The following is a 20,518-nucleotide window of genomic DNA, read 5'->3' as shown; positions in this document are numbered from 1 at the left end:
GGGGTCGTTACGGATTCGACAGGCATTATGAGGCATATTTTGCGACTCGTGTGGCGACGTAAACGCTCAGTTAAATATAACTGCAAAAAATAACACTTCTTACGCTCTAGCTGCCTAAAAACCAGCAGGCGTGACCCGATTTGGATTGCTCGTGTTCAATGACAGGTCTTATTATTAGCGAGATACGATTAAGTCTTGTCTAGCGGCTTGATAAGAGATTGATAGACTCGCGGTTTCTAGGCTTGAGTTATGTGTCGAGGGACTGTTAAACGAATACATAACCTATGGTTGTAGACAAATATGTTAGCAGATGTTTGGACGTGGGTTCGACTCCCACCGGCTCCATTATTCCTTTGCATTCTTTTGCATTCCTTGGTAAAACGTTGTTAAATCAACGTTTTTTATTTTTGTCTTTGGTATTCCTTGGCATTCTTTTGCGAAAAAGGGAGTCACAAAAGGAGTCACAAAAAGGAGGCGAACCTCCTTAAAAATCAATATAACTCGCAAAGCGTTCTCCGATGTCATCTTTTGCTTGCTTAGTTATGTGAGTATAAACGTTCATGGTTGTTTTCAAGTCAGAATGTCCTAACCGATGTTGGACTTGCTTCAAAGTCATACCAGCGTCAAAACAAAGGCTGGCATGTGTATGTCTGAAGCCGTGGATTTTAATCGGACGCAGGTCGCTACCTTCCACAATCTTGATAAGCCACTTTCTGGGCAATGTACTTGGAATTGGCTTTTTAAATTCATTTTCAAAAATGTATTTGGTATTTGGATTTTGCTTTTTCCATTTTTTTAAAATGCTTTTTGTTTTCTTATCTAAGCTTATTAGTCGATTACTGCTGACCGTTTTGGTGTTTCCTATCTCTTCGCCTGCAAAACCTCTTGTAATAGCCTTGTTTATGTCCAGAGTATTATCTGTCCAGTCGTTCCATTCAAGAGCTAAAATTTCCCCTTTCCGTGCCCCTGTGAAGGCCAGAAGACGGAATAGAGTTATTTTCTCTAGATCCTTTGTTTTGGAGACAAGTTTTAAGAATTTTTGAAGTTCATCTTTGTTGTAAAAGTCGCTTTTGCCATCTGATTTCTTTCTTGTCGAAGTAATCACGCTATCAACTGGATTTGTATCAATATATCCATGCCTAATTGCGTATTTAAAAATATTATTCATCAATCCCTTCAATTTACGACCATAAACTAATTTTCTAGACCATTCATTGACTTGATCTTGCATTTGAAGGGGAGTGATACTAGCTATTTTTCTATTACCAAAAGCTGGATAGATGTGATTCTTGAAGTTCCTAGATGTCTTGATGTAGGTGCTGTCTTGTACGGTTTCAGAATAATCTTTAAGCCATTTTTTCGCAATCTCCTCAACCGTGATTTCTTTCCTGCTTTGCTCACCACTCTCAATATCGTCCTGAAGCTGAAGTAGTGCTGCTCTTGCTTTTGCTTTTGTTTCAAAACCACGGCGAGTAGCGTATTGACTATATCCGTTAATTTTCCCGATATAGGCACGGAACATGTAAGCTGTCTCTCCGTTTTTCTTTTTATAAGACTTGATTTCCATTGATTTTTACCTCATTTCTTGATAAAATGGGTATAGTAAAGAGGGCTTTTTAATGCCTTTTACTATACTGCTAATCCTCATGCTCAGACTCGCCAAAGTTTGAGAGCGTGGGGATTTTTTTTGTTGTCTTTTTTATTCCAAACCGTTACCAACTTTGGTAATCAATAAGAAAGTTCCATCATCTTGTTTTGCGAATGACAAGATAACAGCTTTATATTTAGTACCAATCGAAGTGTAAGAGATTGTTTTGTTTTCGTGGTCATTAACTGTACTTGTGTTAGTATCGCTCGGCTCACCGTGTTCTTTAACGATATCATCATATTTAGAACCGCCTGCACCTCTATTAGCGATATCACCAGTCACAAGCGCATCAAACTGCTCTTTTGTCCAGTTAAATTTAGCATCTTCTTCTTTTTGTGAAGATTCGATTGAAGAACTTGCTGAACTAACTGCTTGTTCCACATCTTTACCAAGTTTATCAAGCGATTTAGCATACATAGCTTGAGTTGCAAGCACGATAGCAATCGAAACAACAGATAAAACAGTTCCGATAATAGCTAGTGTTTTTGGTCTTTTTCTGTTTACTGCAAAACCAATTAAACCAAAGATAAGAGCCAAAATAGCCAAAATGAATGAAAAATTGTTGATAATAGGCATCCATGAGCCAAGTAGAGCAAGTGCTCCGAAAATAATAGCTAAAATACCTAAAACTTTGCGTTCTTGTTTCATAATGAAACCTCTCTATCAGCTTTTAGTGTGAATCAGTTGTTGCACATTTTTTATTTCCGTTTTTTACATGCCAACTATTTCCAAAATGGAAACAGTTGCTAGATAAAAAGAAAAGTAGCCGTATCAAATACGGCTACCATCACGTTATGGATCTAAAATCCAAACCTAAACTTTATGGAGCTAAACTCCTGATAGCTGTATTGTAATATAATTTTCTAAAAATATCAATCTTGCACAATAGACCATAAAAAGATGGTTGCTATTGGCGAATATGGGGGCTTTTTAATAAACTAAAAGCCCTACTCATAAGAGCAGGGCTAGAATTGTCCTCTTGGGACAGTATCATATATTTTGTCGTCAAGCGACTTTATGATTCTATTCTAACCCTAATTATGATAAAAGTCAAGAAAAATATTCAAATTTTAAAAAATATTTTTAAGTGCTTCTTCAATTTTTTCCATAGTATCATCGGAAAGTACAATACCATTCAAAATTGAATTATTATTTTTGGGATCGTAAAGTCTCATTTTACTAATTGTTGTAACCTGATTCAATAAAACAATGCTATCTTTGTTCATATTTTGTGTTTTTGTAATGGTTTTTTTAGCGTATGTCAACTTTTTATTAAGTTCTGTAAGTAACTTCTCATTTTCTTTGAGTTCTTGTTTGATTTGTAGTGCCTCGGAAAGTCCAAATTCTATGTTCTTTCTAATAGTAGGTGTTTGATTAACAAAAAATTCATCCGAATTCGAAAGCAAGGAATTCTCAAGGTTTTCGATTAGTTTTTTATTCTCATTGATTAAAGAATCAATTGCTTTTGCTCTTGTCGTTAATTCATAGTTTTTGTTAGAATAACGGTCGTACATTTCAGATAATTCTCTAACTTTTTGCAAAGCTTTATTTGATAGTAATTGAAATACTTCGTTACCAATTGGGAATTGAAAATATTTCAAATTACTCATATCAGTTTTTTCTTTCACAGAGGTTAAAGGCAGTACATGAAGAAGATGGTTTGAACGTGCATCTTCTTTGTTCAAAACTATTGCATAATGTAGTCCGCCATACTCCATTCCAACATTAAAGCCAAAATCTGCATAAACAATGCTTCCTCTTTTCAAAGCCTGAATACTCTTTGGATTAAAAGTTTGTTCTATTTTTAAATATTTTGTCCAGTTCTCTACCCACTGAGCTATTTTTTCGGCTCGTTTATTCTCTTCGTCGTTCATTCTCTGAAGATGGTGGATATAATCCTCTAGTTCTTGTATTATCGTTGCAGTATATATAGCTATTTCTTGGTTAGTTCTGTTGCTTCCCATGATATTTTCTCCTTTATCCAATTAGCGACTTATATTCTTCCTTGACCATCGTTTCATCAGCAATGGTTTTTAGGTTATATTTTTCCATAAAGACCAAGTAATTAAATACGGTCTTATCTTCAGCGATATCCAATTCAGCTTTCATGAGATGATGAATCATGTTGCGATTTGCTTCCAACTCACATCTCTCACGGAAATTTTCGTAAATATCTGTCGAGTGGTTGCGATGTCCTATTTCGTGCAGAGCGACCTGTACCCTCTTATCTTCAGAGATTGCGTCGCTAAGGAACATTGTTTTTAAAGCAGGAATATAAAATGCTTCATCAGGAAATAAGACATCTTCAAAGACCTCTATTTTGATACCTAAATTAGAGGCAAGTTCTTTTTCAGTCATATAGACTATCCTTTTCGTAGATAAATTTCGATAATATTCTGGATTGCTTTTTTATCTTCGTCTGATAATGGCTTACCATTGAAGCGCATAGCAGTCGAAGCGAGTTCTTCAATATTTACCTCTTTGCCTTCAAAAAAGAATTGCTCTTTTGAGTTGGCAATATTTGGGTTATCTGTACGACCAAGTAAGTAGTCTGTAGATACGTTGAAGTAGTCTGCGATTTCTTGTAATCTTTCAGCATTTGGTTTTTTACTTTTCATGCTATAGATTGTATTTCTGCTATATCCAAGTGTTTCTTCGAGGGAATTTATAGAAATTCCTCGTTTTTGGCAGAGTTCTTTAATTTTTTCAAACAAAGAAAACATTGATTTATCAGCCTTTCTAAGACATGACAAAAAATATTTAAACTTTTGTGTGTAAAGTTGTTGACAAAACACAATCAATAGTTTACAATAGTTTTTGTAAGTAAGTTACAACTAAAAAAACAACTAAGAAATAAATTATAAAAAGTTTTGGCGAACGGTATTTATAGTTTTATTAGTGCTTTTTCTTATGCTTTTATTCTAAACAATAGATTGTAAAAAGTCAAGCAATAACACAAAAAATAGTTAAATTTTTAGTTGTTTCTTATTTACAAATAAGTGAAGAGGGAGGTGTAACTATGGAAAAAATCATCGCTTACTCTGTCGAAGAGTTATACGAGAAGGTTGCAGAACAAGAAAAACGCATCTCAGAAATTGAAATGCGTTTGGGAATCAAGCATCCGGAAGATACTTCATCATAAATTTAGACTTAAAGATTTGAATAATAATTTCAACATAATGTTTCATTGTAGGAAGAGAGATGCTGGAGCTTTTATCCCAGTGGGTGTAGTCATTGCCCACTTCTCTTATAAAGTGCAATGCACCTTTTAGGAGTTCGTCATCTTTTATGTACCGGTCAATGGCATTATTAAATGATAGTTTTGGATTAGATAGATACTCTTTGTTATCTAATTTAAAGTCTAAAGCATAATCTTTAATTAAGCATTCAATGGCAGAACGATAACCGGTTCCTGCGATATTCTCTAGTCCCATTTTTTCTGCCTCGACCGCTTCACTGTAAAACTCTACAAATCTAGGAGCGTGCTCAATAAAAAGAGGGTCTATGTTGATAGCGACTTTGTTAGGGTAAACAAGAACCATGGTCGTTTTATCAGCTTGATGCAAACATTCTTGGTTTGTCATGTGGTATTTTTTACAGGATGGACAACGATGGTGCATAGTGAAAATGCGACCTTCTTGAATTTCTAAATGTCCTGCCTCGTTGTTAGTGGGATTATTTCCAATTCCGCACCAAGGGCAAGTTTGAGGAATTTGAATAGTTACAGTTCTTCCAATTATGCCGAAGTAATGATCAACAGTGGATAACTCCATAAAACTTCTCCAATCATTTTTCTTGATTATACCATATTTAGAAAAAAAGGGGATAAGGAGAGTAACGCAATATTTCAATAGTACAAAAAAGAGAGGAGGGAAGTATATGCCAGATATCACAAACGGTCGTGAAAAGATTAATACTTTCTTGAAAGAGAAAGGAATCAAAAAAACAACTTTAGCGGTTGCTTACGGCTTTAAGCGACAGGAAGTAACAAATATTCTGAGTGGGACAACAAAAGGACCACGAGCGAATAGCTTTATTCTTCAGGTTATTGAAGATTATGGAATTGAGTAGCATAAAAAAGCACCTAACAGAAGTCAGGCGCTTATCAAAATAACTAATCAAATTATATCACGAAAGGGAGGAAATTGCCAATGGCTTTAGAATTGTTTGGGGAAGATTTCAAAAATGAACTGCTAGAAGAACTTGTCCAGTTAAATGTGAAAGCTATGACTGAGGCTAAATTACGAGTGGCAAGAGGAACGAACTGGGCTTCAATTAAAGACGTCCAAGAGAAGACCGGTTGGGGTCGTAAGAAAATTGAAGATTTCAGAGATGCAGGGAAATTCCGCTATCAGCAAAATGCTAAAGGCGGTAAATATTTATATGACATGAACGACGTACTACGTTTTCAAAGTCAGTTAGCAAAGTGAGGGAAGAATGAATCTATTAGTAAGATTAAAAAACTGGTTATCCAAAGAAATCAACACTGACTGGAGAATCGTAGCATTAGACTTAAACCAGGCGTTAATTGAATCACAAGAAAAACTTCAAAAAGCGAATCAAGAAATTGCAGATTTGAAGGAAATTGTAGCAATTTATAAAGAAAAGGAAAATGCAAAATGATGGAATACATTTACTTTGTAATAATCATAGGAATCGGGTTGTGGTCGCTAGTGAATACACTGGATGACCACGCTGAAATGAAGCAGAAAGAGCGCCAGCGAATAGCTAACAATGTCGCACGGATGAACCCGAGAAATTCAGACAAGCAATTTACTTATGATGTAGAGCCACCTGTAGGGTTGAAATAAGGAGAAGAACATGACTCAAGCTGAACAAATCAGGGAATATTATAGAGAGCACCCTGCTGCCTCATATGATGAAGTGGCTGAGGTTGTCGGAACAACAAAAAGCAACGTAAGTGCAAATCTGGCCAAAGACATCAAGGCAGGCAGATGCGTTCGCTTGGAAGATAAGTCATACGACTACTCGCCTTACTATAACCATACACAGGCACTCACTGAGTTGGTTGATTGGAAGAATGACAACAGACGTGAGTGGGTGGATATGCTGACAAGAGCAGCAGAGAAAGAAACTGATAGCAACGTTATGCGTTTGCTAATCAAAGAAGCAAATAAATTGATGAAAGAGGTGACGAAGTAGATGGTTCGAAATAAATTATCAGATTTAACCAATACTCTTTTCGCTCAGTTGGAAACATTGGACGATAGGGATCTTACTGCTGATGAATTAAAGACCGAGCTTCAACGATCAAAACAGATGGTCGCAATCTCGGGTCAAATCCTACAAGCTGGCCAGTTGGCGCTAGATGCTGAAAAATTCAAAGACAAGGTAGGTGAAGTCAATGCCCCGATCGCTTTGCTGGAAGGATGAGTACACGGAGTACATGCATGAAATTTGCCCTGGTCGATTAACTCCTGAAGTAACTAAGTTACTGAATGAGAAATTTGGTACGAATTACAACAAGACTCAAATAGGCGGTGTGCGTAAACGTTTAGGCTTGCTTGTTGGTGAAGCTTATCAAGGTAAATTGCTGACTAAGGAGCAACACGACTACCTTGTGTCCATCCAAAAAAATAAGATTTCTCGTGATGTCGCAAATGAAATGAACCAAAAATTTGGCTTATCACTAACTGAGAAACAGATTAAGAGTTATCGGAGAAATAATAATCTACATAGTGGTTTGACGGGAAGATTCGAGAAAGGTCAGACTCCTCACAATAAGGGGAAGAAGTACCCGAATCGGCCACCCAATAGTGGTTACTTCAAAAAAGGTAATAGACCTCCCAATTATGTACCTGTCGGCACTATCAACTACACAACAGATGGCTATCCGAAAGAAAAGTTTGGAGAACCTAATCAATGGGTTTTGAAACATCGTAAAGTGTGGGAAGAACATCACGGGCCGATACCAAAAGGGTACTCAATCGTTTTTCTGGACGGCGATAAAACAAACTATGATATTTCAAATCTGGCATGTTTATCTAAGAACGAAATAGCTAGAATGAATCAAAATCATTTATTCACGTCCAACGCTGATTTAACTAAATCAGGTATTGGACTAACAAAACTATCAAACAAAATTAGAGAGGTAGAAAAAAATGGCTAGTTTATATGAATTGACAGGTCAGTTTCTGGCAATTTACCAAATGGATATTGATGACGAAACAAAAACGGATACGCTTGAGGCGATCGATTGGCAAGAGCAATTCGAACAGAAAGCCGAAGGATATGCCCATGTTATCAAGAATCTAGAAGCAGACGTGGCCATGTACAAGGCTGAGGAAGATAGCTTCAAAGCAAAGAAACAGGCAGCGCAAAAAAAGCTGGATTATGTTAAAGACAACATTATGACAGCGATGAAGGTCACAGGTCAAACTGAGGTCAAGAGTGGTGCCCTGATTATAAAAGTTACTAAGAATCCAGAATCAATCAAGGTCAATGAAGACGATCTTCCGAAAAAATATTTTACAAAAAAAGTGACGCTTGCGCCGGACAAAAAAACACTCAAAGAGTTGCTTAAATCTGGCAAGAAAGTCAAAGGAGCTGAGCTCATTCGAACAGAAAAGTTGGTGATTAAGTAATGGAATTGATGAATAAAACACGAGTAACGGATTCACTAGCAGTTGTGATTGGACCAGAATCGATCGAAGTGCTTGTTACAGAAGGATTTCTATTCGATGTTGCGATTCGTTTTGTGAAAGTAGACGAAACGAATCTTGATCAGGGAAATGAAAAGCCGGTGTTTACTCCGGAGTACAAGCTGGTCACAGTCGCTAAATACAAAGAAAAACCTATTTTTGAATCAGAGGAAGATATTCGAAAATTCGAAAAACAAGCAAAAGAAATTAAGGCGCTATTTGCCTTTGCAAAGGTAAATAAACAAAATTGGTTTAACACTGCCCTTTATCCAGGAGTGCTGACTGAGAAAGTTGGTGTTTGATGAAAATTTTAGCAATTGATCCATCAAGCAACAAAATTGAAACCAGTACAACAGGGATTGTACTCTTGGATAATGCAAAGCTGGTTGATTATTGGGTGGTCCCTTATGGTATGAAGGGATTTGCTAAGTGGTTTCACGAAATCGGAAAAAGTCTTGAGTGCGATGTCGTTATTATCGAGGAATACAAAGTAAGGGATATCGACAAGTCAAAAGATAATAGTGTACTTGACACCATTGCTTATATCCAGCTTTGTTATCAGGAAGCAATCTTGCAAAACAATGCAGGTTATAAGTCGGATATTCCAGACGATCTTTTGAAAATTTTAGGCCTTTGGAAATTCGAGAAAAGCCATCACCAGGATGTCAGAGCGGCAGCAAGACTTGGATTATTTTGGGCAATGAGAAATGATATTGAAGAAGTAATTCAAGATATTGGAAAGGTGGTGAGTGAGTATAACAATAACGTTAAGAAAGTGGCAAGCTGAAGCAGTCAAAAGAAGTGATCACTTATCAAATGGAATTTTTCTTGAAGCTTTAGGGGGTCGGGGTAAAACTATATGTGCTCTAGCTATCTCAAAACATAAAAAGGCTAAGAAAATCATCATCACAAACAACAGATTGTCAATCTTGAATGGTTGGATTGATGCAGTCAAGTTTATGAATTTTGATAAAGATGTTGAGATTATCATTCAAACGGATAGATATCTTCAAAATAAAGTCAAAAAGGGGCATAAATTAGATTGTGATGTGCTGATAGTAGACGAATGGCAGAACATGTCATCTGACAAACAAGTGGCCTTATATCGCAAAATAAAGCGAAAATACACGATAGGTCTTTCAGCGACACCAATCCGGAAAAAAGGACAAAATTTCTATCCGCTTGAAAAAACGGTATTTGGTTGGGCAACCCCAAATAATAAATTTGACTGGCAAAAGACTCATGGGAAAATGGTCTATGATCCATTCAGCTACTCAAAAGAGAAGTGGGAAGATTTCAGGAATTATGAAAGTTATATCTCAAACTTGCCGAACTTCTTCCGCTGGGAAGACATTGAAAAGATTGAGAATGCCACTGAAAATAACGGTTTTGAAACCAAGTTCTATCCAGTCACAGTTAAAGCTGGAAACCCTGAGAAATTAGCTGAGTTTAGGCAGCTTAACCTGGTCACTGTTGGAGACAAGACGGCTATTGCCAAACAGTCCTTTGGTCGCAAGACCTTTGAACAGTACCTAAATCAAACTGGTGTAACCGTTGATTTTCCAAAGTTGAAACCAGTTAACGCTGATACCCCTCTCATGCTAAAGCTAGACGGTTTGATTGAGAGAGCACCTCATGACATGCTGATTGTCAGCAAGTCTAAGCAGATTGTCAACGTCATTCGCGAGCGCCACCCTGAAATTGGAATCTGGACGGGCGATATCCAAGAAGGACTTGATAAGAAAATCGTGGTTGCTACCAGTCAAGTTCTTGGAGTGGGGGTTGATGGTCTGCAGCATAAATATCAAACGGTTGTCGTGCTGGATCCGGTGGATAAGTCTTCTGGTGAATATGACGACTATCGTCAATTGTTGTGGCGCGTGACTGGTTCACGGCAGCAGCATGATGTGAATATTATTGAATTTTATTATAAAGAAAGTTAAAAAAAGAGGAAACAAAATGAATAAAACAACTAAAATGATCGTATTTCGTAGCCGTAAAACTGGAGAATTTCTTAAATCTTACAAGGACAGAAGTTCTTTGGCATTTGCAGCTGACTTTTGCTGTTTGGAACATTGTTTGAAGCTTCCTCGTAAAAAATACGAAGACAACAAAAAGACTTACAAGGCTCTTGCTACAGCTTTTGACTGTGAAATTGTCGCAGTTGAAGCGGAATACAAAATGACCTATCCAAATGGCTCAGAAGTTGAATCTATCAAGCGTGACCGTTCATCAATTGAGGACATGATTAAGGATATTATTGGAGGGCTTCTCTAATGGCATTTATACTTCCAGTAAATAAACCACGAGTTCCAGTGGATACTCCAAGAAATTTCTTTTTCTATGGAGCAACTATGAGTGGGAAATCTTACCTAGCTAACGAATTTCCCAACCCAATTATTTTGAACACAGATGGAAACGCTAGTGCAAATAGTGTTCCAGCAATCCAACTTGTCAACGAAAAGGACAAGAACGGTCATATCATAAAATCAGTGATTGAGCAGCTTAGTGAAATCTTACTGGCTCTTCAAACACAGAAACATACTTATGAAACAGTAGTAGTTGATGTTATTGACGATGTTATTGACATGATCAAAATTGCTGTATGTGGTGAATTTGATGTTAAGTCACTATCAGAAATCGGCTACGGTAAAGGTTATGATTATTTCAACCAAGCTTTGACAGAATTGGTTATTGATCTTAAAGCTCTGCCAATGAATGTTATCTACATCAGCCGTGAAATCACTGAATACAATGACGACGGAAAAGCAGTTAAGACTTTACCAAGTTTACGTGAAAAATATGTCAACCTCATCAATGGAAACTCAGACTTGATGATTCGGACTGAAAAACTTGGGAACAACTACAACCGAGAGGTTATCCGCAAACGTAAAACTTACAAATCTGATCAGATTGATGATAAAGCAATTTTGAAGATTTTGCAGACAATTGACGGTGCTGTTGCTATGACAACTACCAAATCAACAAAGAGCACAAAAAAAGAGGCACCTGAAAAAGTTGAAGTAGCTGCCGAAGATGATATTTTTTAAGAAATAGAGGAGAAAAAACATGAGTTTATATGATATTGCAAAACAATTAAAGGCTAACGGATATGATCCACGGAAAGACAAAGTTAACGGAAACCAGCATCTTCCCGGTGGTAAGTATCAGGTTATGTTAACAAGTGTTGAGGCCCGTATTGCTGATAGCAAATGGGAATCTATCAATTACGCCTTCGAAGTCCGTGATCCAGAAAGTCCATTCAACGGTCGTACACAATTCATTGGCATGGGAACCCTTGTTGATTGGGTAAAAGACGGTAAGAAGATGGACTTGACAAATATGGTTGAAACAACGGTCAAATTTTTCCAAAAAACTCTTGAACTAGCAGATGACAAAATGCGTGGTGCAGACCTTGAGGACAATAAGTCTATGGAAGAGGCTTTGAAGCGTAAGGCAGTCGGTACAAAATTTCTCTTGGTTATTGATGAATACACCAAACGTGACAAATCGACAGGTTACAACTATGATCTTGAAGAATATACCATGCAACCTGTAAATGTAGAAGAAATTGAGGATTCAGACTTACCATTTTGATAACTAAAAAAATGTTCGTTCTTTGAAAACTTAATAAAAACACTTGACAAATTGCCCGTACAGTTATATAATTTATTGTACGGGCAGAAAAGAGGTGATTGAATGAGCCCACGAACAGGAAGGCCTAAAAGTTCCAATCCTAAAAACGTTCGTCTTGAAATTAGATTAACTAAATCTGAAGCAGAAGAGTTACAGGCGTTAGCTGATAAACTCAACACTAATAAGACAGATGTTATTATTAGAGGTATAAAACTTTTACAGTCTGAACATAAAAAATAGGATAAAGCCCCTGTCGCCAAACATCAGCTTTACCCTATCGCTGCAGAAAGTGTTTCCGCATGAAATATTATATCATGCGAGACACTTCTTTTCAACATATACAAAGGAGTGTTTTTATTATGGCAAAAAATGAACTTTTAGATAGTTACGAAGAATTATTAGCTTATGTGGAGGAAATCGGACAAAGCCTTGATCTATTACACGAATGGTTATCAATTGAACCCAAATTTGAAGATTATTGGTCTTATCACGACTTAATAGCATTTCACGGTCAATACTTTGCTTTGCTTAATCTGATTAGATTTAGAATAGATAGCTTGTCCATTGAGCATAGGGATATAATAAAAAAAAATATAAAAGTAGGATGAAAGAATGGTAGAAATTTGGAAAGATGTTGTAGGTTATGAGGGAATTTATGAAGTTTCAAACTATGGTCGAGTACGAACCCATAAAGATAAAATAACATATACTCAAAGGCATGGTATTCGTCATTGGAAACAACGAATCTTAAAAGAGAAATCTAGGACTAATCGCGATGTAAGAATAAGTTTGTGGAAAAATGGTAGACGTAAAGACTACTTAGTTCATCGTTTAGTAGCTGAGGCTTTTATTCAAAATCCTGATAACAAACCGACGATTAACCATATTGACGGTAATCCAAGAAATAACCATATTGATAATTTAGAATGGGCGACATACTACGAAAACAATAATCATGCTTTTGACAATAAACTAATTTCGACTTCCCATGCAGTAACTTTAGTTAATCAAGAAACAGGAGAAAAACAGTATTTTCGTAGTTTGTCCAAAGCTAGTGAATATCTCGGTTTTTGTTCAGGTTATATAAGTAACCGATTAAAACAAGGAAAGAAGATTGAAGGATATGATATTTTTTCATCTTAAGAAATAAGGAGTTAAGATATGCCGTCAATGAAAGAATACGCATTACAGTATCAAAAGTTAGGATTCTCAGTCATTCCAATCAATCCTAAAAACAAGATGCCTTTGATTGAATTTGCTGATAAGCCTGCCATGACTCCTGCTGAGATTGAAAACTTTTGGGATGGCTACCCTAATGCAAACATTGCCCTAAAAACTACCAACTTCTTTGTCATCGATATTGATAAACACGGCAAGTCAAACGGTTTTGAGTCCTTGAAAAAATGGAAATATCTGGGATTGATTGAACCAACGTTGCAAGCCAAAACGGCCAGCGGCGGAAAACACCTTTTCTACTTCAAAAGGGATGACACCCCCATAACGCAGATGATTGGTTTTTTACCTGGTGTGGACATCAAGGCCCATGAAAACAATTATGTTTTGGTTGCTCCATCAGCAACAGAAAAAGGACAGTATGAGTGGGATCTGGAAAAATCCAAGGAAGGTGGTACGATGGTTACTCCTTCCAAAGAATTAATACATGCTATTAAAAAACAGTATGGCGAAACTCACGGCTATAAGTATGATGGTAAGGACGGTCTTAGGGACTTAGCTAGACGTTCGCATACTAGAGACCGAACCCAAACAACAGATCTCTTTGAAACAATTGCCCTTGGTTTTGGTGATGAGGGTGGACGAAATGACAAATTAGCCAAGTTTGTAGGTGGTCTCTTATATCGGGCTGTCGACGATGGTGTAGTTGTTCAACTTGCAAGATTGGCAAATGCAAATAGCCCAAACCCTTTAACTGAAAAGGAAGTGATGCGTACTGTTGAAAGTATGATTAAAAAAGATAGGAGGTGAGAGTAATCGGTGATGTAGTAAGTATAAATTCACAAGATAAAATGATTACAAATGCAAAAGGTGACATCAAAGCAAATAGCCCGATGAATGTACTTGTGGCGTTTAAAGCTGATGATCAACTAAGTATTTATTTAAAACACAATGATTTCTCTCAGGAACATGAACTCCTTAAAGACATCAAAATTGGTAATACTCTTTTCAAAAAAGGAGAACTCCCTTCCAATTTTGATTCAGTTGTAAAAGTTTACTTTGAAAGTGTATTAGGTGTTGCTTTCTCGAATCAAGCGATGCTGGATGGCATGGAGACTTTCTTTTCAGAAAGATCATACAATCCAGTTATTGAGTATATGGAGAGAGCAGCTGAAAAGTGGGATGGCAGAAATCGGATTGACCGCATGCTTCAAGTATATCTCGGCGCTGAAGATATCCCTTTAATTTCTAAAATTGCTCAAATGTGGCTAGTTGGTGCAGTTGCTAAAGTTTATGATCCATACATTAAGTTTGACTATGTTCTGGACCTGGTCGGTGGACAAGGAGTTGGGAAAACGTCACTCCTTCAAAAATTGGGTGGCGAATGGTATACGGATGCCGTAACAGATTTCTCTAATAAAGATAATTACGACATCATGTTAAAAAGTCTAATCGTCAATGATGACGAAATGGTGGCCAGTAATCGTATGAGCTTTGCTGAAACGAAAGCCTTTATATCAAAAACTAGCTTACGGTATCGTAAGCCCTACATGAAACGCACAGAAGAGTTTGCCAAAAACTTCATTTTAGCCAGAACTACTAACCAAACAGAATACCTGAAGGACAAAACCGGTGAACGTCGATTTCTCCCGATTATGGCAGATAGCAAGCAGCAAAAGAAACATCCAATGGAAATCGAACCTGATACAATCGAACAAATTTGGGGCGAAGCCGTTACAATCTATCGTGCTGGTGCTGATTTGATGTTTGATGAAAATACAGAGGATGAATTGAATATCTACCGTGAACAGTTCATGTATCGTGATGAAGTTGAATTACAAGTGCTTGAATATCTTGATATGCCCGTCCCTGAAAATTGGCAAAACTGGTCTATTCAGCAACAACATCAATACACAAGTAAATATTTCGATAATAGTAGCGATTTTGATCCTGGAAGCAAAAAACTAGATAAGGTCTCAACTCGTGAAATGATGTACAACTTATTTATGAGAAATTCGAATGACAGGAAGCTGTCAACGAAGATTAACATGATCATGGATAATCATCCTGATTGGAAAAAAAGTGTTTTCCGGGCAGGAGGTAAAAGTACAAAAGGGTTCGTAAGAGTGAAGAATTCGGAAAAAAACTAATCGGTAGCAATTTAAAAATTATCGGTAGTCATCGGTAGCAGTTGAGGGGGTAGATCGGTAGCATTCTACCGATAAAATGAGACATCGGTAGCACATCGGTAGCAGTCTAACCCCTTGATATTACTGGCTTTTATTTAATATTTATATATAATGCTACTCTTCTACCTATATTTTTAAAAAAAGTATATAAAATAATAGTAATAATAAAGAAAGCCTATAAAATAGGGATTCTTGAAAAAAACTTTTTACTTTTTAGAATTTATCGGTAGCACGGTAGCAGTTTAGAAAAAAGAGGTAAAAATGTCATACACAGTAACACTATATTTTGACAATATGGTAGATGAAACTCACTTCTTTAAGAAAGTGGGTGATGCTGCTAAATGCAAGGCTCAGCTAGAAAGCAAGTATCGAGGGAATCGAATGTATAAAGTTAAGATGGATGAGGTGAGAACTTGAAATTATTTCTCAACGAAGATTGTATGGATGTCATGAAAAGATATCCTGATAACTATTTTGATTTAGCTATTGTAGATCCACCATATTTTTCTGGTCCAGAACAAAGAAAATTTTATGGGAACAAAATCAGTCCGATTGGTGTCAATAGACTTTATGGTAAAACACCAGAGTGGAAAATTCCAAATAGAGATTATTTTGATGAGTTATTTAGAGTTTCAAAAAATCAAATCATTTGGGGTGTGAACTACTTCAACTATTCTTTTGGTTCTGGCCGTATCGTTTGGGATAAAGTTAATGGCCAGTACAAGACCACAAAGCCGGATACAGATAATTTACAGAAGTTGCTCAAGGATTGCATGACGAAACTTGGATACTGGCAAGATGATGCACAAGTGGCCAGCGAGATTGTAGAAAAGTTTTGGGCAGACACAGTCGGAATTTATATCAAGATTGAGGAATTGCCATGAAAATCAATTATATTGATTTCTTTAGCAGGGTCATTCCGGAATGGATGGCGCTCAGTAATCAGAAGAGCCAAGAAGTCGGTTTCGGTTCAGATGCTTATTGGCTATGGGCAGCGTCGTCAATTAGTGAAATTTGCAAACAATACAATGATGATGAGCTAGTGACGGAGCAGTTCGGTCTGCTCTTTAGCTGGCTAGAAAAACAAGCAGGATAAAACATGGAATACAGCAAACAGTCAGTCATCGATGGACTGAAACGCACAATCGAGCAGACGGAGACAAGGATAGTGGAACTATCTAAGCCGTGTGTCAAATCGCTTGCTTTTAGCAGATCCGAGGAAAGAGACTTGCTTAAAAAGAAAGTGAAAAACTGGAAGAAAAGAATAAAGGAGTTGGAAGATGAAAGTACAGCGATTAGTCGAGAAAGAGAAGAAATACAAAGTAGTTCTATTAAACTATAACGATGGACATTTGAATCTTGTTAATGTCAGGATTCTTGGAGAGAATATTATTTTCTTCACTAAGAAAACACAATTTGACCCAAGAAGTCTTAAACTTACAAAAGCAGAAATAATTTCTTCTGGTTTCGGCTGGGTATTCGATTGCCCAGGTGTGAAAGTTCAGGAGGTGGAGTGATGAAGATTGAACGAATTTGGGGATATCCATCTAAAAATACATTTTCAATAAAACCAATCGCAGACATTTTAAGCGAAGAGGTCACAGATGGCTTTTGGGTTGACCCTTTTGCAAATAATGCTAAAATCGCTACGGTGACAAATGACTTAAATACTGACTTTGACACAGATTATCACCTTGATGCCCTAGATTTTTTAAAAATGTTTCCTGATAATACTGTCGATGGGGTGCTTTATGACCCTCCATACTCGACAAGACAAATCTCAGAAGTTTATAAAGGGGTTGGACTGCCTGTAAACAAAGAAACAACTCAATCTACATTCTGGACAAAGCAGAAGAAAGAGATAGCGAGAATTGTGAAAATAGGTGGAAAAGTTATTTCATTTGGATGGAATAGTGGTGGGATAGGTAAAAAGAATGGATTTGAAATAATTCGTGTTCTATTAGTCCCACACGGTGGAAATCATAATGACACAATCGTAACTATTGAAGAAAAGATTAGAGAGGTCACAGATTGAAAAGATTTATCGCAATTTGGATATTATTGTCTGCTGGATTGAACATTTGGCAGAGTATCCAGATTAAGAAATTAGAAGAAAAGCGCCCTATGGTTATCTACAAGGCTGATAACGCAGGCGCAGAAATCAAAGGAAGAGTCGTCGAGAAAGGACGACACGGCAAGCTATACACGCTTACGATTCGTGATTACGGGGTGTTCGTGGTTAAGAAGGACGTGTATGAGAAAGTGAAAGTTGGGGATGAGGTGATGTTATGACAACAAACATGGAACTATTAGCGCATCATGTTGAGCATTGGGCGAAAGAACGAGGGTTAGACAATCCCGAAAATAGCACGGCCCAAGCATTGAAGCTGTTTGAAGAAGCAGGCGAACTAGCGCAGGCACATCTCAAGAAGCGAGATGATGAGGGCAAGGATGCCGTGGGTGATATTTTGGTAGTGCTGACCATCTACTGCCAGCAGAAAGGTTGGTCTATCGCTGAGTGCTTCCAAATGGCCTGGAACGAGATTAAAGACCGTAAGGGTAAGATGGTAGATGGTTCGTTTGTGAAAGAGGAGGATTTGAAATGAGACCGAAAAGATACCCTTTCAGCGGTGCTAAAAAAGAGAGTGAAACTAAGAAGATATCGTTAATGCTTAAAAAAGTCGATGAATCAAACTTGAAAGGAAGTGTTTGTGCTGAACCTCTCCCTCTCTATAGAAAAACAAGAGTCTATGTAGAGATAGAGGGTTACGGAAAGAAAATCAAAACCGAATTCAAAACAGATGATATGGTTTTTTCTAAAAAAACTTCATTCTTTAAGAGGGCATTATTCAAAAGAGCTGAAATGATGTCTCAGTTTGATTTTAGAGAATCAACAACTGAAGAATGGAATCGAATAATCTTAGAACTTTTGGAGTATTTAAAATGGAAGACAACATAAACAAACCAAACCATTATATCGGGACTTATGGTCTCGAAGCAAAGGATGTTACAGCTAATTTCATCAAAGGTAAATCAGAAATGGAAGCACATCGCTGGTGCAGCGCTGTCGAGTATTTACTTCGATACAAAGAGAAGAACGGTCTTGAAGACCTGAAGAAAGCTAGAAAAAACATCGACTGGTTGGTTGAGGAGATGGAGCATGAAGAATAGGATATTTTTCTCAGAACAGATTAGATTATGGCGAATTGGTAAAGGTCTATCTTTAAGAAAAGCTTCAAAGAGATTTGGTATTAGTCCAAGGACATTTTTAAATTGGGAACGAGGTCTGATACCAAGTGATCGTCAGAAAGAACGTCTGTCAAAAGAGTTAGGATTGGACAGAGATGTTTTATTCAAGAAGTGCGAGATTGGAAATCTTAATGCGCTCTTGAAAGAAAAACGTTTGGAGCAAGGTCTTACTCGTACAGAACTAGCAAAGCATTTAGGATATCCCTCAACAATCATAAGTTGTTGGGAGAGAGGTTTGGAAATTTCCGAATGTGAAGCGGAAGATATCTGCACATTTTTTGGAATCGAGGTGTATGATTGACAGTAGATATTAAACAGAGATTAAAAGGTTTGAAGTACATAGATATTAAGGCTATGTCAAAGCATCAGGAATTGATTAGCTTGCGTTCAGGAATTTTAAAAGGACAGACCTTCGATAGTATGCCAAAAGCCAAGGATAATAAAAACAAGACTGAGGAATTAAATGTTTTGATTATCGATAAGTCAGAACAGTTATACGAGGAAATCAAAGGTATATATCGTGAACGCGATGAGTTGGTTCGATTGATTGAGTCACTGGAAGACCCAGTTGAGAGTCTTGTGATGAGACTCATCTACATCAATGGATTGACGTGGAATGAAATTGAACGCAAATTGAAATGCAGTCCTGCTACTATTCAAAGGGCGCAGGCAAGAGCTTTAGTTAAATTATCCAAAATGTTTGATACCAACGATAGTAAATGATGATTCTAATCTGATAAAATAGTATTATCAGCTGAAAGCGGTAAGCGCACTGATGACTCCTTATATTTTTCATTTTATTTCTGAGGCTTCGGCCTCACATGGCGGTGACAGGTAAGTGGTTTATCTCCTATGTATTTTTTTCGGTTCGATTCCGGACATCGCCGTTAATATTGTATTTTGCAACGAGGTATTTAAAATGAAGCAAGCAATGTTTAATAAATTGGAAGATGCAAAACAATTTGCGAAAACTGTAAAAGAATTGTTGTGTATCAAAGAACCTGTAATGATTAAGAATAAACCGACATATATTGTTGTTTATAAATAATCTAACGTAATTAACTCGCAAGGTTGTAGTCGCCTTGCATTTTTAGGGCTTAGCCTAGATAATCTGTGGTAACTCAGGAAAAGGATGTTTTTAAATCTATCAAACATCCTGCCAGCAATGGTCAATCTAAGCAATTTAATCTTAACTATTTCAGTTTTGGAATAGGTAGGCGAAGTTAAAGCAGAAAAGATTCCAACGGCAAGGGTGTTGAGGAAATGCAAACGTGGCAGTTTGGCTGTGAGACGAGTCTATAAGAGGAAAGAGGTATTTGGTTCGAGGTGCAACAAGAGCTTAATACCATATCTTACAAAAATTGGGCGCCTCCCAAAAGTATGTAAGGTGAGTTGATTGTCCGCAAAACAATCGATAACAAGCAGGCGCTGTGGATTTGGTTCTTCAAAAGAGAATGAAACACATGGCGATGCGTGTCTGTGATAGATAAAAGATGATTTTTATATTTTAAGGCTATTCAAGATAGAAAAAACTCAAAAAAGCAAAAGTCATCGCCCGTCACAAACGAAAGTGTACTTCGGCAATTAGATTGCCTGCTCAAGTCTCGCAAGGATAAGAGTAAAGTCAAAGAGTAAAGCAGCTTAGACTTTTAGCGGGGTCTTCGTTAATTGAAAAATGGCTTAGTAGTTTGTGATGTAAGGAGTGATTGGTCTAACCAATCGTGCATGAGTGATACAAGTAGGAATATTTGTGGACAAGATAATAAACTATAAGTTATCGAAAGTCACTCGCTTAAAGCAGTAGTCTCATGCTGATTAATGGATATATGGTAGACGGATTAAATCCTGTTTAGGGAATTGAGACGTCACAGGTTCGCATCCTGTCGTTCCAATTGCGATTTTAATTCGCAGAGAGAGGTCTTAAAAAGGTCGCACATTGTGTGGCTTTTTATTTTGTCGAA

At 37.1% G+C, this 20,518-nt stretch carries 38 protein-coding genes and 1 other RNA gene; 33 read left to right on the top strand and 6 right to left on the bottom strand.

The features are described 5' to 3' along the window. Positions 1–348, top strand: a transfer-messenger RNA (tmRNA) gene (ssrA, locus tag JJN14_RS06930). Positions 349–484: 136 nt separating this feature from the next. Here the strand turns inward: ssrA and JJN14_RS06925 are convergent. From JJN14_RS06925 to JJN14_RS06905, 5 genes are all read right to left on the bottom strand, one after another. After that, positions 485–1,567: a tyrosine-type recombinase/integrase gene (locus JJN14_RS06925; RefSeq protein WP_201058244.1), complete on the bottom strand. Its 1,083-nt coding sequence runs from the start codon at positions 1,565–1,567 to the stop codon at positions 485–487. A gap of 132 nt (positions 1,568–1,699) precedes the next feature. Beyond that, positions 1,700–2,296 (bottom strand): CD20-like domain-containing protein, encoded by a 597-nt coding sequence (locus JJN14_RS06920; RefSeq protein ID WP_201058243.1) that lies wholly within the window; start codon positions 2,294–2,296, stop codon positions 1,700–1,702. Positions 2,297–2,718: 422 nt separating this feature from the next. After that, positions 2,719–3,612 carry a type II toxin-antitoxin system PemK/MazF family toxin gene (locus JJN14_RS06915; RefSeq protein WP_201058242.1) on the bottom strand — a complete coding sequence of 298 codons (894 nt, stop codon included), beginning with the start codon at positions 3,610–3,612 and terminating at the stop codon, positions 2,719–2,721. Between the two features lie 13 nt (positions 3,613–3,625). Further along, on the bottom strand, positions 3,626–4,006 hold the full coding sequence (locus tag JJN14_RS06910; RefSeq protein WP_201058241.1) for an ImmA/IrrE family metallo-endopeptidase: 381 nt from the start codon (positions 4,004–4,006) through the stop codon (positions 3,626–3,628). Positions 4,007–4,011: 5 nt separating this feature from the next. Then, a complete protein-coding gene (locus JJN14_RS06905; protein WP_201058240.1) occupies positions 4,012–4,371 on the bottom strand; it encodes a helix-turn-helix domain-containing protein in 360 nt (119 codons plus the stop codon). Between the two features lie 296 nt (positions 4,372–4,667). On the opposite strand from JJN14_RS06905, the gene JJN14_RS10215 reads away from it, so the two are divergent. After that, positions 4,668–4,790 (top strand): hypothetical protein, encoded by a 123-nt coding sequence (locus JJN14_RS10215; RefSeq protein ID WP_265342529.1) that lies wholly within the window; start codon positions 4,668–4,670, stop codon positions 4,788–4,790. Here the strand turns inward: JJN14_RS10215 and JJN14_RS06900 are convergent. Continuing rightward, a complete protein-coding gene (locus JJN14_RS06900) occupies positions 4,762–5,421 on the bottom strand; it encodes a DUF4145 domain-containing protein (protein WP_201058239.1) in 660 nt (219 codons plus the stop codon). The two genes, JJN14_RS10215 and JJN14_RS06900, sit on opposite strands and share 29 nt — an antisense overlap. A gap of 106 nt (positions 5,422–5,527) precedes the next feature. Here JJN14_RS06900 and JJN14_RS06895 point away from each other — a divergent pair, with 106 nt between their 5' ends. The 31 genes from JJN14_RS06895 (at position 5,528) to JJN14_RS10210 (ending at position 19,605) form a co-directional block, all read left to right on the top strand. Next, entirely contained in the window at positions 5,528–5,719 is a 192-nt protein-coding gene (locus JJN14_RS06895; protein ID WP_201058238.1) for a DNA-binding protein, read from the top strand. An 80-nt stretch (positions 5,720–5,799) separates the two neighbouring features. Next, entirely contained in the window at positions 5,800–6,078 is a 279-nt protein-coding gene (locus tag JJN14_RS06890; RefSeq protein ID WP_049542764.1) for a helix-turn-helix domain-containing protein, read from the top strand. Between the two features lie 7 nt (positions 6,079–6,085). Beyond that, entirely contained in the window at positions 6,086–6,271 is a 186-nt protein-coding gene (locus JJN14_RS06885) for a hypothetical protein (RefSeq protein ID WP_201058237.1), read from the top strand. Next, the gene (locus JJN14_RS06880) at positions 6,268–6,459 is read left to right on the top strand and encodes a hypothetical protein (RefSeq protein ID WP_201058236.1); all 192 of its coding nucleotides are present in this window, start codon (positions 6,268–6,270) and stop codon (positions 6,457–6,459) included. The genes JJN14_RS06885 and JJN14_RS06880 overlap by 4 nt, the downstream gene beginning before the upstream one ends. A 10-nt stretch (positions 6,460–6,469) precedes the next feature. Further along, positions 6,470–6,811, top strand: a complete 342-nt coding sequence (locus JJN14_RS06875) for a hypothetical protein (protein WP_201058235.1) — start codon at positions 6,470–6,472, stop codon at positions 6,809–6,811. Next, positions 6,812–7,042: a hypothetical protein gene (locus JJN14_RS06870; protein WP_201058234.1), complete on the top strand. Its 231-nt coding sequence runs from the start codon at positions 6,812–6,814 to the stop codon at positions 7,040–7,042. A 13-nt stretch (positions 7,043–7,055) separates the two neighbouring features. Further along, the gene (locus JJN14_RS06865) at positions 7,056–7,778 is read left to right on the top strand and encodes an HNH endonuclease signature motif containing protein (protein ID WP_201059149.1); all 723 of its coding nucleotides are present in this window, start codon (positions 7,056–7,058) and stop codon (positions 7,776–7,778) included. Then, entirely contained in the window at positions 7,771–8,253 is a 483-nt protein-coding gene (locus JJN14_RS06860) for a siphovirus Gp157 family protein (protein WP_201058233.1), read from the top strand. The genes JJN14_RS06865 and JJN14_RS06860 overlap by 8 nt, the downstream gene beginning before the upstream one ends. Further along, positions 8,253–8,612 (top strand): hypothetical protein, encoded by a 360-nt coding sequence (locus JJN14_RS06855; RefSeq protein ID WP_201058232.1) that lies wholly within the window; start codon positions 8,253–8,255, stop codon positions 8,610–8,612. The genes JJN14_RS06860 and JJN14_RS06855 overlap by 1 nt, the downstream gene beginning before the upstream one ends. Next, positions 8,612–9,097 carry a hypothetical protein gene (locus tag JJN14_RS06850; protein ID WP_201058231.1) on the top strand — a complete coding sequence of 162 codons (486 nt, stop codon included), beginning with the start codon at positions 8,612–8,614 and terminating at the stop codon, positions 9,095–9,097. The genes JJN14_RS06855 and JJN14_RS06850 overlap by 1 nt, the downstream gene beginning before the upstream one ends. Next, positions 9,060–10,253, top strand: a complete 1,194-nt coding sequence (locus tag JJN14_RS06845; RefSeq protein WP_201058230.1) for a DEAD/DEAH box helicase family protein — start codon at positions 9,060–9,062, stop codon at positions 10,251–10,253. Before JJN14_RS06850 ends, JJN14_RS06845 begins: the two co-directional genes overlap by 38 nt. A gap of 16 nt (positions 10,254–10,269) precedes the next feature. Beyond that, the gene (locus JJN14_RS06840; protein WP_201058229.1) at positions 10,270–10,587 is read left to right on the top strand and encodes a hypothetical protein; all 318 of its coding nucleotides are present in this window, start codon (positions 10,270–10,272) and stop codon (positions 10,585–10,587) included. Continuing rightward, positions 10,587–11,360: an AAA family ATPase gene (locus JJN14_RS06835; protein WP_201058228.1), complete on the top strand. Its 774-nt coding sequence runs from the start codon at positions 10,587–10,589 to the stop codon at positions 11,358–11,360. Before JJN14_RS06840 ends, JJN14_RS06835 begins: the two co-directional genes overlap by 1 nt. Positions 11,361–11,379: 19 nt before the next feature. After that, positions 11,380–11,907, top strand: coding sequence for a hypothetical protein (locus JJN14_RS06830; RefSeq protein ID WP_201058227.1), 528 nt, complete (start codon positions 11,380–11,382; stop codon positions 11,905–11,907). Positions 11,908–12,009: 102 nt separating this feature from the next. Then, positions 12,010–12,186 carry a hypothetical protein gene (locus tag JJN14_RS06825; RefSeq protein ID WP_191619980.1) on the top strand — a complete coding sequence of 59 codons (177 nt, stop codon included), beginning with the start codon at positions 12,010–12,012 and terminating at the stop codon, positions 12,184–12,186. Between the two features lie 119 nt (positions 12,187–12,305). Continuing rightward, on the top strand, positions 12,306–12,554 hold the full coding sequence (locus tag JJN14_RS06820) for a hypothetical protein (protein WP_201058226.1): 249 nt from the start codon (positions 12,306–12,308) through the stop codon (positions 12,552–12,554). Positions 12,555–12,558: 4 nt separating this feature from the next. Beyond that, positions 12,559–13,089, top strand: coding sequence for an NUMOD4 domain-containing protein (locus JJN14_RS06815; protein ID WP_201058225.1), 531 nt, complete (start codon positions 12,559–12,561; stop codon positions 13,087–13,089). 18 nt (positions 13,090–13,107) lie between these two features. Then, a complete protein-coding gene (locus JJN14_RS06810; protein WP_201058224.1) occupies positions 13,108–13,929 on the top strand; it encodes a bifunctional DNA primase/polymerase in 822 nt (273 codons plus the stop codon). Between the two features lie 41 nt (positions 13,930–13,970). After that, positions 13,971–15,269, top strand: a complete 1,299-nt coding sequence (locus JJN14_RS06805) for a virulence-associated E family protein (protein WP_201059148.1) — start codon at positions 13,971–13,973, stop codon at positions 15,267–15,269. A gap of 300 nt (positions 15,270–15,569) precedes the next feature. After that, entirely contained in the window at positions 15,570–15,725 is a 156-nt protein-coding gene (locus JJN14_RS06800; protein ID WP_201058223.1) for a DUF7204 family protein, read from the top strand. Then, on the top strand, positions 15,722–16,192 hold the full coding sequence (locus tag JJN14_RS10140; protein WP_236253677.1) for a RusA family crossover junction endodeoxyribonuclease: 471 nt from the start codon (positions 15,722–15,724) through the stop codon (positions 16,190–16,192). The genes JJN14_RS06800 and JJN14_RS10140 overlap by 4 nt, the downstream gene beginning before the upstream one ends. Next, positions 16,189–16,404: a hypothetical protein gene (locus JJN14_RS06785; RefSeq protein WP_201058222.1), complete on the top strand. Its 216-nt coding sequence runs from the start codon at positions 16,189–16,191 to the stop codon at positions 16,402–16,404. The genes JJN14_RS10140 and JJN14_RS06785 overlap by 4 nt, the downstream gene beginning before the upstream one ends. Before the next feature lie 184 nt (positions 16,405–16,588). Next, positions 16,589–16,825, top strand: a complete 237-nt coding sequence (locus JJN14_RS06780) for a hypothetical protein (protein WP_201058221.1) — start codon at positions 16,589–16,591, stop codon at positions 16,823–16,825. Then, on the top strand, positions 16,825–17,343 hold the full coding sequence (locus tag JJN14_RS06775; protein WP_201058220.1) for an adenine-specific DNA methylase: 519 nt from the start codon (positions 16,825–16,827) through the stop codon (positions 17,341–17,343). The genes JJN14_RS06780 and JJN14_RS06775 overlap by 1 nt, the downstream gene beginning before the upstream one ends. Beyond that, positions 17,340–17,600: a DUF1372 family protein gene (locus JJN14_RS06770; protein ID WP_201058219.1), complete on the top strand. Its 261-nt coding sequence runs from the start codon at positions 17,340–17,342 to the stop codon at positions 17,598–17,600. Before JJN14_RS06775 ends, JJN14_RS06770 begins: the two co-directional genes overlap by 4 nt. Beyond that, the gene (locus JJN14_RS06765) at positions 17,597–17,914 is read left to right on the top strand and encodes a MazG-like family protein (RefSeq protein ID WP_322107870.1); all 318 of its coding nucleotides are present in this window, start codon (positions 17,597–17,599) and stop codon (positions 17,912–17,914) included. Before JJN14_RS06770 ends, JJN14_RS06765 begins: the two co-directional genes overlap by 4 nt. Next, complete coding sequence (locus JJN14_RS06760; RefSeq protein WP_201058218.1) at positions 17,911–18,267, top strand: hypothetical protein; 357 nt, start codon at positions 17,911–17,913, stop codon at positions 18,265–18,267. Before JJN14_RS06765 ends, JJN14_RS06760 begins: the two co-directional genes overlap by 4 nt. Then, positions 18,252–18,479 (top strand): DUF3310 domain-containing protein, encoded by a 228-nt coding sequence (locus JJN14_RS06755; protein WP_201058217.1) that lies wholly within the window; start codon positions 18,252–18,254, stop codon positions 18,477–18,479. The genes JJN14_RS06760 and JJN14_RS06755 overlap by 16 nt, the downstream gene beginning before the upstream one ends. Then, positions 18,469–18,858, top strand: coding sequence for a helix-turn-helix transcriptional regulator (locus tag JJN14_RS06750; protein ID WP_201058216.1), 390 nt, complete (start codon positions 18,469–18,471; stop codon positions 18,856–18,858). Before JJN14_RS06755 ends, JJN14_RS06750 begins: the two co-directional genes overlap by 11 nt. Beyond that, positions 18,855–19,280: a DUF1492 domain-containing protein gene (locus tag JJN14_RS06745; RefSeq protein ID WP_201058215.1), complete on the top strand. Its 426-nt coding sequence runs from the start codon at positions 18,855–18,857 to the stop codon at positions 19,278–19,280. The genes JJN14_RS06750 and JJN14_RS06745 overlap by 4 nt, the downstream gene beginning before the upstream one ends. A 196-nt stretch (positions 19,281–19,476) precedes the next feature. After that, positions 19,477–19,605 carry a hypothetical protein gene (locus tag JJN14_RS10210; protein ID WP_265342528.1) on the top strand — a complete coding sequence of 43 codons (129 nt, stop codon included), beginning with the start codon at positions 19,477–19,479 and terminating at the stop codon, positions 19,603–19,605. Positions 19,606–20,518: the final 913 nt, after the last annotated feature.

Origin of the sequence: Streptococcus mitis, assembly GCF_016658865.1 — a bacterium.
Taxonomy (GTDB): domain Bacteria; phylum Bacillota; class Bacilli; order Lactobacillales; family Streptococcaceae; genus Streptococcus; species Streptococcus mitis_BT.
This window is presented reverse-complemented; position numbering and strand designations above follow the sequence as displayed.